This window comes from Kitasatospora sp. NPDC091207 (genome assembly GCF_044768625.1).
GTDB lineage: Bacteria > Actinomycetota > Actinomycetes > Streptomycetales > Streptomycetaceae > Kitasatospora.
The window spans coordinates 147,138-159,274 of the sequence record NZ_JBIVVS010000001.1 but is presented as its reverse complement, the minus strand read 5'-3'; the positions used below and the strand labels follow the sequence as shown (position 1 = coordinate 159,274).

13 protein-coding genes are annotated in these 12,137 nt (G+C 71.1%); 7 read left to right on the top strand and 6 right to left on the bottom strand.

Features of this window, described 5'->3' with window-relative positions; all coding sequences use genetic code 11:
- Positions 1 to 70 precede the first annotated feature (70 nt).
- On the top strand, positions 71 to 478 hold the full coding sequence (locus tag ACIQTO_RS00720) for a winged helix-turn-helix transcriptional regulator (protein WP_402381014.1): 408 nt from the start codon (positions 71 to 73) through the stop codon (positions 476 to 478).
- 105 nt (positions 479 to 583) lie between these two features.
- Here ACIQTO_RS00720 and ACIQTO_RS00715 read toward each other — a convergent pair whose 3' ends face one another.
- Positions 584 to 1,345 (bottom strand): polyprenol monophosphomannose synthase, encoded by a 762-nt coding sequence (locus ACIQTO_RS00715; RefSeq protein WP_402381011.1) that lies wholly within the window; start codon positions 1,343 to 1,345, stop codon positions 584 to 586.
- Between the two features lie 308 nt (positions 1,346 to 1,653).
- Between ACIQTO_RS00715 and manA the strand changes: the two genes are divergently transcribed.
- Together manA and ACIQTO_RS00705 are read left to right on the top strand one after the other, a co-directional pair.
- Entirely contained in the window at positions 1,654 to 2,853 is a 1,200-nt protein-coding gene (gene manA / locus ACIQTO_RS00710) for a mannose-6-phosphate isomerase, class I (protein WP_402381009.1), read from the top strand.
- Between the two features lie 306 nt (positions 2,854 to 3,159).
- Positions 3,160 to 3,723 (top strand): dihydrofolate reductase family protein, encoded by a 564-nt coding sequence (locus tag ACIQTO_RS00705; RefSeq protein WP_402381006.1) that lies wholly within the window; start codon positions 3,160 to 3,162, stop codon positions 3,721 to 3,723.
- 143 nt (positions 3,724 to 3,866) lie between these two features.
- Here the strand turns inward: ACIQTO_RS00705 and dnaB are convergent, their stop codons facing one another.
- Complete coding sequence (gene dnaB / locus ACIQTO_RS00700) at positions 3,867 to 5,333, bottom strand: replicative DNA helicase (protein ID WP_402382680.1); 1,467 nt, start codon at positions 5,331 to 5,333, stop codon at positions 3,867 to 3,869.
- 580 nt (positions 5,334 to 5,913) lie between these two features.
- Between dnaB and ACIQTO_RS00695 the strand changes: the two genes are divergently transcribed.
- Positions 5,914 to 7,242: an MATE family efflux transporter gene (locus ACIQTO_RS00695; RefSeq protein WP_402381003.1), complete on the top strand. Its 1,329-nt coding sequence runs from the start codon at positions 5,914 to 5,916 to the stop codon at positions 7,240 to 7,242.
- 94 nt (positions 7,243 to 7,336) lie between these two features.
- On the opposite strand, the gene rplI is transcribed toward ACIQTO_RS00695, so the two are convergent.
- The 4 genes from rplI to rpsF form a co-directional block, all read right to left on the bottom strand.
- The gene (gene rplI, locus ACIQTO_RS00690; RefSeq protein WP_380581303.1) at positions 7,337 to 7,783 is read right to left on the bottom strand and encodes a 50S ribosomal protein L9; all 447 of its coding nucleotides are present in this window, start codon (positions 7,781 to 7,783) and stop codon (positions 7,337 to 7,339) included.
- A 17-nt stretch (positions 7,784 to 7,800) separates the two neighbouring features.
- A complete protein-coding gene (gene rpsR, locus ACIQTO_RS00685) occupies positions 7,801 to 8,037 on the bottom strand; it encodes a 30S ribosomal protein S18 (RefSeq protein WP_030304537.1) in 237 nt (78 codons plus the stop codon).
- 79 nt (positions 8,038 to 8,116) lie between these two features.
- On the bottom strand, positions 8,117 to 8,734 hold the full coding sequence (locus tag ACIQTO_RS00680) for a single-stranded DNA-binding protein (RefSeq protein ID WP_402381000.1): 618 nt from the start codon (positions 8,732 to 8,734) through the stop codon (positions 8,117 to 8,119).
- 96 nt (positions 8,735 to 8,830) lie between these two features.
- Complete coding sequence (gene rpsF, locus ACIQTO_RS00675) at positions 8,831 to 9,121, bottom strand: 30S ribosomal protein S6 (RefSeq protein WP_380581307.1); 291 nt, start codon at positions 9,119 to 9,121, stop codon at positions 8,831 to 8,833.
- Between the two features lie 301 nt (positions 9,122 to 9,422).
- Between rpsF and ACIQTO_RS00670 the strand changes: the two genes are divergently transcribed.
- From ACIQTO_RS00670 to ACIQTO_RS00660, 3 genes are all read left to right on the top strand, one after another.
- A complete protein-coding gene (locus ACIQTO_RS00670; RefSeq protein ID WP_402380997.1) occupies positions 9,423 to 9,722 on the top strand; it encodes a hypothetical protein in 300 nt (99 codons plus the stop codon).
- A 186-nt stretch (positions 9,723 to 9,908) separates the two neighbouring features.
- A complete protein-coding gene (locus ACIQTO_RS00665) occupies positions 9,909 to 11,027 on the top strand; it encodes a lipid II:glycine glycyltransferase FemX (protein ID WP_402380995.1) in 1,119 nt (372 codons plus the stop codon).
- Positions 11,028 to 11,070: 43 nt separating this feature from the next.
- Positions 11,071 to 12,105 (top strand): alanine racemase, encoded by a 1,035-nt coding sequence (locus tag ACIQTO_RS00660; protein WP_402380992.1) that lies wholly within the window; start codon positions 11,071 to 11,073, stop codon positions 12,103 to 12,105.
- Positions 12,106 to 12,137: the final 32 nt, after the last annotated feature.

The window sequence follows — 12,137 nt, the reverse complement described above, 5'->3', positions numbered from 1 at the left end:
CCGCAGCTGCAAGTAACGTAGCAGCTTACTTTTCTGCAGTCACTAGTGGACGGACCGGTACGCTGTACCCATGGCCCAGCACGAGGTGACCGCCCAGGTCCACGCCGCACCCGTGGAGTGCGGGGAGGCGACGGCCGTCTGCACCGGCAGCGAGATCGCGCTGACCCGGGTCTTCACCCTGCTCGGCAAGCGCTGGACCGGCCTGATCGTGGCCGTGCTCACCAACAACGGGCCCGGCTACTTCTCCGAACTGCGCCGCGCCGTCCCCGGCATCAGCGAGCGCATGCTCTCCGACCGCCTCACCGAGCTGGCCGACGCCGGACTCGTCCTGCGCCAGGTCGACGAGGGCCCGCCGCTGCGCGTCAGCTACCGCCTCACCGAGGCGGGCGCGGCCCTGCGCCCGGCCCTCACCGAACTCGCCGTCTGGGCCGACCAGTACCTGCCGGACAGCGCACTCCGGCCGCCCGGCTCCTGCTGATCCGCCGCCCCCGGAACACGCGGAACGCCCGGGCCCGCCTGTCGGAGAACAGGCGGGCCCGGGCGTTGTCAGGTCGTTCGGCCGTCGGTCGGCCCTCGCCGTCGGTCAGTCCTTGCGGCCGGTCAGCTTGGCGAACCGGTCGGCGACACCCCAGGAGGTGACGCGCCAGAGCGCCTCCAGCACGATGTGCCGGCTCATCTTGGAGGCCCCCAGCTCGCGCTCCACGAAGGTGATCGGCACCTCGGCCACCTTGAAACCGGCCTTCACCGTGCGCCAGGCCAGGTCGACCTGGAAGCAGTAGCCGGCCGAGGCGACCTCGTCCATGCCCAGACCGAGCAGCGTCTCCTTGCGGAAGGCCCGGTAGCCGCCGGTGACGTCCCGGATCGGCACGTCCAGCATCAGCCGCGAGTACGTCGAACCGCCGCGCGAGAGCAGCAGGCGCGACTTCGGCCAGTTCACCACCCGGCCGCCCGGCACCCAGCGCGAACCGAGCACCAGGTCGGCGCCGCGCAGCGCGCTCAGCAGCCGGTTCAGCTCCTCGGGCTGGTGCGAGCCGTCCGCGTCCATCTCGACCAGGACGTCGTAGCCGTTGTCGATGCCCCAGCGGAAGCCCGCCAGGTAGGCGGCGCCCAGCCCCTCCTTGCCCCGGCGGTGCATGACCTGCACGTTCGGGTCCTCGGCGGCCACCTTGTCGGCCAGCTCACCGGTGCCGTCGGGGCTGTTGTCATCGGCGACCAGGACGTGGGCCTCGGGCACGGCGGCACGGACCCGTCCGACGATCCGCTCGACGTTCTCCGCCTCGTTGAACGTCGGAATGATCACCAGCACCCTGCCGAGATCAGCAAAACTCTGCTGGTTCACGGTCACGTACAAACCTCTCGGCCGGTGGCGGGAAGTGCCAGTCACCGTTGCCCGCACTCTGAGACGCAGTCCCCGTCGGCGTCCCGCCGACCTGGAAACCACTGTGGAAACTACTGCGTCCCGGCAGTCTACTACCGCGTCCTCGAACAGCCGGTACGCCTCCGGCACTCCCCGCCGACCACGGCCGTTTCCCTCCCGACGGCACCGGTCGGCTAGGGTCGACGCCCAGCCTTTGCCCGGACCACCCGCTCGCCGGGCCGTCTCCCGGCGATCCGGCACACCAGCCACTGCAGCGAAGGAGCAGGACCGCGCGCATGGACAGGCTCGTCAACACAGTCCGCCCGTACGCCTGGGGGTCGCTCACCGCACTCCCCGAGCTGCTCGGGCAGGAACCGACCGGGGAACCGCAGGCCGAGCTGTGGATGGGCGCCCACCCCGGCGCGCCCTCCCGCGCCGACCGGGGCGAGGGGCCCCGCCCGCTGGACGAGCTCATCGCCGCCGACCCCGAGGGCGAGCTGGGCGCCGCCACCGTGGCCCGGTTCGGCCCCACCCTGCCGTTCCTGTTCAAGGTCCTGGCCGCCGGCATCCCGCTCTCCATCCAGGCCCACCCCAGCCTGGACCAGGCCCGCGCCGGGTACGCCGCCGAGAACGCCCTGGGCATCCCGTCCGACGCCCCGCACCGCAGCTACCGCGATGCCAACCACAAGCCCGAACTCATCTGCGCGCTCGACGAGTTCGACGGCCTCTGCGGGTTCCGCACACCGGCCGGGGCAGCCGCCCTGCTGGCCGGCCTGAAGGTACCCGCGCTCGACCCGCTGATCGCGCTGCTGGGCGCCGAGGACGAGGCCGGGGCGCTGCGCACCACCCTGGCCGCCGTGCTCACCATGGACGACGCCACCGCCGCCGCGACCGTCCGGGACACCGCCGAGGCGGTGGACAAGGCCGCGGCCGGCGACCCGGACGGCCCGTACGCGCTGTACGGCCGGATCACCCGCGAGTTCCCCGGCGACCGCGGTCTGCTCGCCGGCCTGCTGCTGAACGCCATCCGGCTCCGGCCCGGCCAGGCGCTCTACCTCGGCGCGGGCGTCCCGCACGCCTATCTGCACGGCGTCTGCGTCGAGTTGCAGGCCAACTCCGACAACGTCCTGCGGGCCGGGCTCACGCCCAAGCACATCGACGTGCCGGAGCTGCTCAAGGTGGTGCGATTCACCTCCGGCGCACCGGAGTTGCTGCTGCCCACGGCCGTCGCCGACACCCCCGGCGAGGAGCTCTACGCCGTCCCCATCGACGAGTTCCGGCTCTCCCGCCTCACCCTGGACGGCCGCCGGACCGGACTCGACGGCCGGGCCCCGCAGATCCTGCTCTGCACGGCCGGCGCCGCCCGGCTCACCGCCGCCGACGGCAGCACCCTGGACCTCGCCCGCGGCGAGTCGGCGTTCCTCCCCGCGACCGGCACCGTCACCACGGTCGACGGCACCGGTGCCACCGTCTTCCGCGCCACCGTCACACTCTGACCCCGGCGCCCCGGAGCCCGCGCGAAGGGCCCGCCGTGCGCGGGTACGGGCCCTTCGAACGGTCGGGACGGTGCCTGGTCCCGCCGCCGATGCCCTGCCGGTCTTCTGTGACCCGCTGGTTCCCGGTCGTCGCACCGCGGTGTCGCCCGGGATCGGTCCCGGACCGGTGCCGTCTCCTCGGCGGAACGGATGCGGCCGCGGCTGAGCCACCGAGCACGAGGACTCCATGACTCCATGCGAGTTCAGATCGCGCACCGATGAGTTTCCCGCGCCGCGCCGGCGGCCGGCTCGCGGAAGACTGGCGCCATGCGGAAACTGATCTACGGCATGAACCTGACCCTGGACGGCTACATCGCCGCGCCCGGCGACGACATCGGCTGGAGCGTGCCGAGCGACGAGCTGTTCCAGTTCTGGTCCGACCAGTTGCGGGCGACCGACCTGTCGCTGTACGGGCGCAAGCTGTGGCGGACGATGAGCTCCTACTGGCCGACCGGCGACCAGCGGCCCGGCGCCACCCCGGCGGAGATCGGGTTCGCGCGCCGCTGGCGGGACATGTCGAAGGTGGTGTTCTCCTCGACGATCGACACGACCGACTGGAACACCCGCCTGGTCACCGGCGACGCGGTCGCCGAGATCACCCGACTCAAGGCCGAGGACGGCGGCCCGATGGAGATCGGCGGCGCGACGCTCGCCGGGGCGGCCATGCGGGCCGGGCTGATCGACGAGTACGTGCTGGCCACCGCGCCGGTCCTGGTGGGCGGCGGCACGCCGTTCTTCACCGCGCTGGACAGCTGGGTGAACCTGAACCTGGTGGAGACGCGGACGCTTCCCTGCGGCGTGATCCTGACCAGGTACGAGACGAGACGCTGAGCGCCCGGCACGCGACTCTTACGCGAACGAGCGCACTTCACCGCGCTCCCCCCACAGATCTCGGCGGGGTGGCGTACCCGCCACCGCCCCGCTGAGATCCACCGGATTCCGCCACGGACCGCGGGACCCCGCGGACGGCGCGGTCAGTCCCGCGTCATGTCGACGAAGCGCGAGTAGTGGCCCTGGAAGGCCACCGTGATGGTGGCCGTCGGGCCGTTACGGTGCTTGGCGACGATCAGGTCGGCCTCGCCGGCGCGCGGGGACTCCTTCTCGTAGGCGTCCTCGCGGTGGAGCAGGATGACCATGTCGGCGTCCTGCTCGATCGAGCCGGATTCACGCAGGTCGGAGACCATCGGCCGCTTGTCGGTGCGCTGTTCGGGACCACGGTTCAGCTGGGAGAGCGCGATCACCGGCACCTCCAGCTCCTTGGCCAGCAGCTTCAGGTTTCGCGACATGTCGGAGACCTCCTGCTGGCGGTTCTCCGCCCGGCGGGAGCCACCGGACTGCATCAGCTGGAGGTAGTCGATGACGACCAGCTTGATGTCGTTGCGCTGCTTGAGCCGACGGCACTTGGCGCGGATCTCCATCATCGACAGGTTCGGCGAGTCGTCGATGAACAGCGGGGCCTCGCTGACGTCCGGCATCCGGCGGGCGACCCGCGTCCAGTCGTCGTCCGTCATGTTGCCGGAGCGCATGTGGTGCAGCGCCACCCGGGCCTCGGCCGAGAGCAGACGCATGGCGATCTCGTTACGCCCCATTTCGAGCGAGAAGATCACGCTCGGCAGCTTGTTCTGGATCGAACAGGCGCGCGCGAAATCCAGTGCGAGCGTCGACTTTCCCATCGCCGGGCGGGCGGCGATGACGATCATCTGGCCGGGGTGCAGACCGTTGGTGAGCTGGTCGAAGTCGGCGAAGCCGGTGGGGACGCCGGACATCTGGCCGTTGCGGGAGCCGATCGCCTCGATCTCGTCGAGGGCGCCCTCCATGATGTCGGAGAGCGGCGCGTAGTCCTCGTTGGTCCGCTGCTCGGTGACGGCGTAGATCTCCGCCTGGGCCGCGTTGACGATCTCGTCGACGTCGCCCTCGGCGGCGTAGCCCATGCCCGCGATCCGGGTGCCGGCCTCGACCAGGCGGCGCAGCACCGCGCGCTCGTGGACGATCTGGGCGTAGTACTCGGCGTTGGCCGCGGTCGGGACGGAGTTGACCAGGGTGTGCAGATAGCCGGGGCCGCCGACCCGGACGAGTTCGCCGCGCTTGGTCAGCTCGCCGGCCACCGTGATCGGGTCGGCCGGCTCGCCGCGGGCGTAGAGGTCGAGGATCGCGCCGTGGATCAGCTCGTGGGCGGGCCGGTAGTAGTCGGCCGGCTTGAGCACCTCGACCACGTCGGCGATGGCGTCCTTGGAGAGCAGCATGCCGCCGAGGACGGACTGCTCGGCGGCGAGGTCCTGCGGGGGCACCCGCTCGAAGCCGTCGGCGGCGGAGCGCTCGTCCTCGTCGTCCTGGCGCCGCTTGCCGCCGTCGCGCTGGAACCCGCCCGAACCCTTGCCGCCCTTCTGGAAGCCGCCCGAGCCGGACCCCGAGCCCTGACCGCGCCCGCGCGCGACCGGCAGCCGGTCGCCGGGGCCGTCCGGGAAGGGCGCGTCGGCGAAGGCGCCGACGGGGAACGGATCGTCCGCGGTCTGCCAGTCCTCCTCCGGCGGCGGGGTGTCGTGGTCGTCGTACTGGGGGCCGGTCACGCGTGTTCCCCGATCAGCGAGTGGTGCGAGTTGGAGCGGGCCTTGCCGGTGGCTGGGTGGAGCGGAGCCGCGCCCCTCTTTCTACGCCACCGCACCGACAAATCGGACGCCGGGGCGGGTGGGAGTGTCGGGCGGAGAGCCCACGCTAAGGCGCCGGGAGCCCTTCAGCCAAGGCGGTTATCCACAGGGGGTGTGGACGACCGGCCGGAGGCTGTGGAGAAGTACCGCAAACCTGTGGACGCCCCTGTGGAAAGCCCTGTGGATAACCAGATCATCGATCCACCGTCAACTTACTGACCTGGGATTACCTCTTCCCGGGGCTGTGCATGAGAAATTCTTCACACACAGCCGGGTGGCCATGGACACACACCGCCGCGCGGGCGCCGCTCAAGATTTCGAGTAACGGTCCCAACCCCCTAGCGGTCATTACCTGTGGATGAGTAGCCTTGTCCCCATGACCGCCCCCACCCTCGACCGCCGCCGGTACGACCGGGAGATCCTCGCCCTCGCCGTCCCGGCCTTCGGCGCCCTGGTCGCCGAGCCGCTGTTCCTGCTGGCCGACTCGGCCATCGTGGGCCACCTCGGCACCTCCCAGCTGGCCGGTGTGGGCGTCGCCTCGGCCGCGCTCACCACCGCCACCGGGGTGTTCGTCTTCCTCGCCTACGCCACCACCGCCGCGGTCGCCCGCCGGATCGGCGCCGGGGACCGCCGGGCCGCCGTCCAGCAGGGCATCGACGGCATCTGGCTGGCGCTCGCGCTGTCGCTCGGGGTGGTCGCCCTGACCCTGCTGCTGGCGCCCTGGGTGGCCGATCTGCTGGGTGCCTCGGCCACCGCCGCGCCCTACGCCGTGACGTATCTGCGGATCAGCGCGCTCGGCATCCCCGCGATGCTGATGGTGATGGCCGCCACCGGGGTGCTGCGCGGGCTCCAGGACACCCGCACGCCGCTGGTGGTGGCGGTCGCGGGGTTCGCCGCCAACCTCGCCCTGAACGCCGCCCTGGTGTACGGCGCCGGGCTCGGGGTGGCCGGCTCGGCCTGGGGCACCGTCCTGGCGCAGACCGGGATGGCCGCCGCCTACCTGTTCGTGGTGGTGCGCGGGGCCCGCCGGGAGCGTGCCTCGCTCCGGCCGGACGCGGCGGGCATCCGGGCCTGCGCCAGGGCCGGCGGGCCGCTGATGGTCCGCACGCTGAGCCTGCGCGCGATCCTGATGATCGCCACCGCGGTCGCCGCCGGACTCGGCGACGACGCGATCGCGGCCCACCAGATCGCCATGACGGTGTTCCTCTTCATCGCCTTCGCGCTGGACGCCATCGCCATCGCCGGGCAGGCGATCATCGGCCGCCACCTGGGCGCCGACGACGCCACCGGGGCGAAGGCGGCCACCCGGCGGATGATCGAGTGGGGCGTCGGCTCCGGTGTGCTGCTCGGCCTGCTGGTGGTGGTCGCCCGACCGCTGTACGTCCCGTTGTTCACCCCCGACCCGGTGGTGCAGGGCCAGCTGAACACCGTCCTGCTGCTGCTCGCGCTCAGCCAGCCGGTGGCCGGCCTGGTCTTCGTGCTGGACGGGGTGCTGATGGGCGCCGGTGACGGCCCCTACCTGGCCTGGGCGATGCTCGCCACGCTGGCGGTCTTCGCCCCGGCGGCCCTCGCGGTGCCGGCCAGCGGCACCGGACTGGCCGGGCTCTGGTGGGCGATGAACCTGTTCATGCTGGTCCGCGCGGCGTTCCTGGCCCGGCGGGCCCGGAGCGGCAAGTGGCTGGTCACCGGCGCGGTCCGGGCCTGAGCCCGGCGGGGCCGTGCGGCGGCAGCGGCCCGGGAACGACCGAGGGCCGGCCTCCCCGGAAGGGGAGACCGGCCCTCGGCCACTGCTACGGAGCTCAGGCAGCGACGACGGCGACGTCGAGGTTGGCCTGGACATCGGCGTGCAGCTTGACCGAGACCTTGTGGGTGCCCACGGTCTTGATCGGCGAGGCGATCGCGACAGCGCGCTTGTCCACGACCGGACCGCCGGCGGCCTTGATGGCCTCGACGACGTCGGCCTGGGTCACCGAACCGAACAGACGGCCGGCCTCGCCCGAGCGAACGGCCAGCTTGACCTGGACGCCTTCGAGCTTGCCCTTGACCTCGGTGGCGGCCTCAAGGGTCTGGATCTCGTGGATCTTGCGGGCGCGACGGATGGCGTCGACGTCCTTCTGGCCACCCTTGGTCCAGCGAATGGCGAAGCCACGCGGAACCAGGAAGTTGCGGGCGTAGCCGTCCTTGACCTCGACGACCTCGCCGGCGGAGCCGAGACCCGGCACCTCGTGCGTGAGGATGATCTTCATTACTTGGTCACCCTCTCTTAGCGCGCGGTGCTGGTGTAGGGCAGCAGCGCCATCTCACGGCTGTTCTTCACGGCCGTGGCGACGTCACGCTGGTGCTGGGTGCAGTTGCCGGTCACCCGGCGGGCACGGATCTTGCCGCGGTCGGAGATGAACTTCCGCAGCAGGTTCGTGTCCTTGTAGTCAACGTAGTTGACCTTGTCCTTGCAGAAGACGCAAACCTTCTTCTTCGGCTTGCGAGCAGGCGGCTTCGCCATTGTGTGCTCCATTTGGGGTTCACGGCCCGGCAGGCGTCTCACGACGCCAACCACCGGGCCGCACGAAATCTGTCAGCTCTTAGAACGGGGGCTCTTCGGAGAAGCCGCCACCGGACGGAGCGCCCCAGCTGCCGCCGCTCTGGTTTCCACCAGAGGGAGCGCTGGACGCCCACGGGTCGTCGGAGGGGCCGGACTGGCCACCGGAGTTTCCACCCCAGTTGCCGCCCTGCTGGCCGCCACCGCCGCCCCAGTTGCCGCCCTGGCCGCCGCTGCCCTGCTGGCCGCCGCCGCCGAAGCCGCCGCCACCGCCGGGAGCGCCGGGAGCGCCGGACCGGTTGGCCCGGGTGACCTTCGCGGTCGCCGAACGCAGGCTCGGGCCCACCTCGTCGACCTCGACCTCGAAGACCGTCCGCTTCTCGCCTTCCTTGGTCTCGTAAGACCGCTGGCGCAGTCGGCCCTGCACGATGACGCGCATGCCGCGCTGCAGCGACTCGGCGACGTTCTCCGCCGGCTGCCGCCAGACGTTGCACGTGAGGAAGAGGCTCTCGCCGTCCTTCCACTCGTTCGTCTGGCGGTCGAAGGTGCGGGGAGTGGACGCGATGCGGAACTTCGCGACCGCCGCACCCGACGGGGTGAAGCGCAGCTCGGGGTCGTCGACGAGATTGCCGACGAGGGTGATGACGGTCTCGCCTGCCATGGTGGTGGTGACCTCTCCGGAAGAGTTCCGTTCACCGCTGTTTCACGTGAAACAGCGGACGCGAGCTACCCGAGGCCCGAAGGCCTCAGAGGTGGCTCAGTGGGTGTCCGGGCGCAGGACCTTGGTCCGCAGAACCGACTCGCTCAGGCCAAGCTGGCGGTCGAGCTCCTTGACGATCTCAGGCGTGGCCTTGAGGTCGATGACCGAGTAGATGCCCTCGGACTGCTTGTTGATCTCGTAAGCCAGACGGCGACGGCCCCAGGTGTCGACCTTCTCCACCTTGCCGCCGCCGTTGCGGACGACAGTGAGGAAGTTCTCGATCAGGGGGGCGACAGCGCGCTCCTCAACCGAGGGGTCGAGGATGACCATCAGCTCGTAGTGACGCATGTGTAACCCACCTCCTTTGGACTCAGCGGCCACGGTCTCTCCGTGGCAGGAGGGTTGTGCAGCGTCGCACTGGAGGAGTGACGACACCGGCTCACCGTAGTGGCCGGGTCCGACATTCGAGCCCCGTCCACCCGTAAGAGGGCGCAAGGGGGCACAACTACACCAGTGCAGACTGCACAGCGTACTCGCACCCGGACGGCCGAACAAAATGCATAGGGGTTGTGATCCGCGCCCCAATCACCGCAATCTGGACGGAACGGGTTTCCTGCTCGTTCGTCTCCCCCGCCAGGAGGTGGGACTCATGGCCCAGACCATCCACCGGTTCCCCGCCCTCACCCTGAACACCGACGGCCACCGGCACCCCCGCGAGAACACCCTGGTCGGCATCACCGCACTGCTGGGTGTGCTGGCCTTCACGACCTCGTTCTTCCACGACCTGCACCTGCTGAGCTCCTGGAGCGGGCTCTTCGGCATCGCCACCGGCCTCTGGGGACAGTTCGTCTCCGTCACCACGGCCGAACGCTTCGTCCTGGTGATCAGCCTCACCGCGTCCGCGTTCGGCTTCTACCTCGGCGTGGCCCACGGCGGCCTCTGGGGCTAGCCGCCCCATCTGTCCGATCCGTCCCGTCCGGAACCCTCGGCGCCCCCGTCGCGTACCTACTCAGTGGGGCAGGTACGCGACGGGGGCGCCGCCACGCCCGCAGCCGCAGGCGCCGGGGCCCCGGACGATAGGGTCAGTCCGAGAACCTGGGGCCCACCGCAGCCCGACCGACGAGGAGCACCGAGCATGAGCCTGCGCCTGAGGACGATCACCCGCGAGGAGCATCTCGCCTTCATCAGGAGCCGCGCCTCTGCCAGCCACATGCAGGTGCCGTCCTGGGGCGACGTGAAGGCGGAGTGGCGCACCGAGTCGATCGGCTGGATCGACGAGTCCAACCAGATCGTCGGCGCCGGCCTGGTCCTCTACCGGCAGCTGCCGAAGGTCAAGCGGTACCTGGCGTACCTGCCCGAGGGCCCGGTGATCGACTGGTTCGACCGCGACCTCGACCGCTGGCTCTCCCCGATGCTGGCGCACCTCAAGTCGCAGGGCGCGTTCTCGGTGAAGATGGGGCCGCCGGTGGTGATCCGCCGCTGGAACGCGCCGACCATCAAGGAGGCCATCGCCGGCAAGCAGGCCAAGCGGCTGCGTGACATCGAGGCCGACTGGTACGAGCCGCGCGCCTTCGAGGTGGCCGACCGGCTCCGCAAGGCCGGCTGGCTGCAGGGCGACGACGGCGGCGCCGGCTTCGGCGACGTCCAGCCGCGCTACGTCTTCCAGGTGCCGCTGGCCAACCGCTCGCTGGACGACATCCAGAAGGGCTTCAACCAGCTCTGGCGCCGCAACATCAAGAAGGCCGAGAAGAGCGGCGTCGAGGTGATCCAGGGCGGCTACGACGAGCTGCCGATCTTCCACCAGCTGTACCTGGTGACCGCCGAGCGCGACCGCTTCACCCCGCGCCCGCTGGCGTACTTCCAGCGCATGTGGAAGGCCCTCACCTCGGAGGACCCGAACCGCATGCGGCTCTACATCGCCTACCACGAGGGCGAGCCGCTGGCCGCGACCACGATGCTGGTGGTCGGCGAGCACGTCTGGTACTCCTACGGCGCCTCGGCCAACCACAAGCGCGAGGTCAAGCCGTCCAACGCGATCCAGTGGCGGATGATGCGCGACTCCTACGCGCTCGGCGGCGGGGTGTACGACCTGCGCGGCATCAGCGACACCCTGGACGAGAACGACCACCTGTTCGGCCTGATCCAGTTCAAGGTCGGCACCGGCGGCCAGGCCGCCGAGTACCTCGGCGAGTGGGACTTCCCGCTCAACAAGCTGCTGCACAAGGCGCTCGACCTCTACATGTCGCGCCGCTGAGCCGCTTGTCCGCCGTGCCCAACACCCCCTGGGAGATGACCCGATGACGCTGTCGCTCTACCTCGACACCGAACGCTGGCGCACCCACCAGCGCTCCGTCCTGGCCGAGTTCCCCGGCCTGGTACCGGTGGCGAAGGGCAACGGCTACGGCCTGGGCAACCACCGGCTCGCCGAGGAGGCGACCCTGCTCGGCACCGGCGTCCTGGCGGTCGGCACCGCCTACGAGGCGGCCGACGCGGCCGACTGGTACGGCGGCGAGCTGCTGGTGCTCACCCCGTACCGGGTCGGCGAGGAGGTCCTGCCGCTGCCGCACGCCCGGGTGATCCGGACGGTGGCGAGCCTGGACGGGCTGCGCGCGCTGCACGGCGCCCGGGTGGTGGTGGAGTGCATGACCACCATGCGCCGGCACGGGGTGGGCGCGGCCGACCTGCCGGCGGTCGCCGCCGAGCTGGACGGTGTCTCCTTCGAGGGCCTGGCGCTGCACCTGCCGATGGACCGGCCGGACGGCTCCGACCCGGTGGACGAGGTCGTCCACTGGGTGGACAGCGCCCGGGCGGCCGGGATCCCGGTGCACACCGTGTTCGTCAGCCACCTCGGCGCGGCGGGCATGGAGAAGCTGGCCCAGCGCTACCCGGACACCGTCTTCCGGGCCCGGATCGGCACCCGGCTCTGGCTCGGCGACCACGGCGCGCTGGAGGTCCGGGCCACGGTGCTGGACGTCACCCCGGTCGCGAAGGGTGACCGCTACGGCTACCGCCAGCACCCGGCGCCGTCCGACGGCCACCTGCTGGTGGTCGCCGGCGGCACCGCGCACGGCATCGGCCTGGAGGCGCCCAAGTACGTCCAGGGCATGTCCTCGCGGGCCAAGGGCATCGCCCGGGCCGGTCTGGCGACGGTCAACAAGACCAAGTCGCCGTTCAACTGGGCCGGCAAGCAGCTCTGGTTCGCCGAGCCGCCGCACATGCAGGTCTCGCTGCTCCTCCTGGACAACGAGACCAAGCCGCCGGTGATCGGTGACGAACTCGTCCTGCAGGTCCGGCACACCACCACGCACTTCGACCGCGTGGTGGACCGCTAGGGCGTGCCGCGGGCCCGTCCGGACGGGCCCGC

What these genes read in the sequence shown, in the direction of transcription:
- ACIQTO_RS00705 (WP_402381006.1), top strand. Translation starts at nt 3,160, where the DNA reads ATGCGGAAACTGATCTACGGCATGAACCTGACCCTGGACGGCTACATC.
- ACIQTO_RS00660 (WP_402380992.1), top strand. Translation starts at nt 11,071, where the DNA reads ATGACGCTGTCGCTCTACCTCGACACCGAACGCTGGCGCACCCACCAG.
- rpsR (WP_030304537.1), bottom strand. Translation starts at nt 8,037, where the DNA reads ATGGCGAAGCCGCCTGCTCGCAAGCCGAAGAAGAAGGTTTGCGTCTTC.
- rpsF (WP_380581307.1), bottom strand. Translation starts at nt 9,121, where the DNA reads ATGCGTCACTACGAGCTGATGGTCATCCTCGACCCCTCGGTTGAGGAG.
- ACIQTO_RS00670 (WP_402380997.1), top strand. Translation starts at nt 9,423, where the DNA reads ATGGCCCAGACCATCCACCGGTTCCCCGCCCTCACCCTGAACACCGAC.
- ACIQTO_RS00695 (WP_402381003.1), top strand. Translation starts at nt 5,914, where the DNA reads ATGACCGCCCCCACCCTCGACCGCCGCCGGTACGACCGGGAGATCCTC.
- ACIQTO_RS00665 (WP_402380995.1), top strand. Translation starts at nt 9,909, where the DNA reads ATGAGCCTGCGCCTGAGGACGATCACCCGCGAGGAGCATCTCGCCTTC.
- rplI (WP_380581303.1), bottom strand. Translation starts at nt 7,783, where the DNA reads ATGAAGATCATCCTCACGCACGAGGTGCCGGGTCTCGGCTCCGCCGGC.
- ACIQTO_RS00720 (WP_402381014.1), top strand. Translation starts at nt 71, where the DNA reads ATGGCCCAGCACGAGGTGACCGCCCAGGTCCACGCCGCACCCGTGGAG.
- ACIQTO_RS00680 (WP_402381000.1), bottom strand. Translation starts at nt 8,734, where the DNA reads ATGGCAGGCGAGACCGTCATCACCCTCGTCGGCAATCTCGTCGACGAC.
- manA (WP_402381009.1), top strand. Translation starts at nt 1,654, where the DNA reads ATGGACAGGCTCGTCAACACAGTCCGCCCGTACGCCTGGGGGTCGCTC.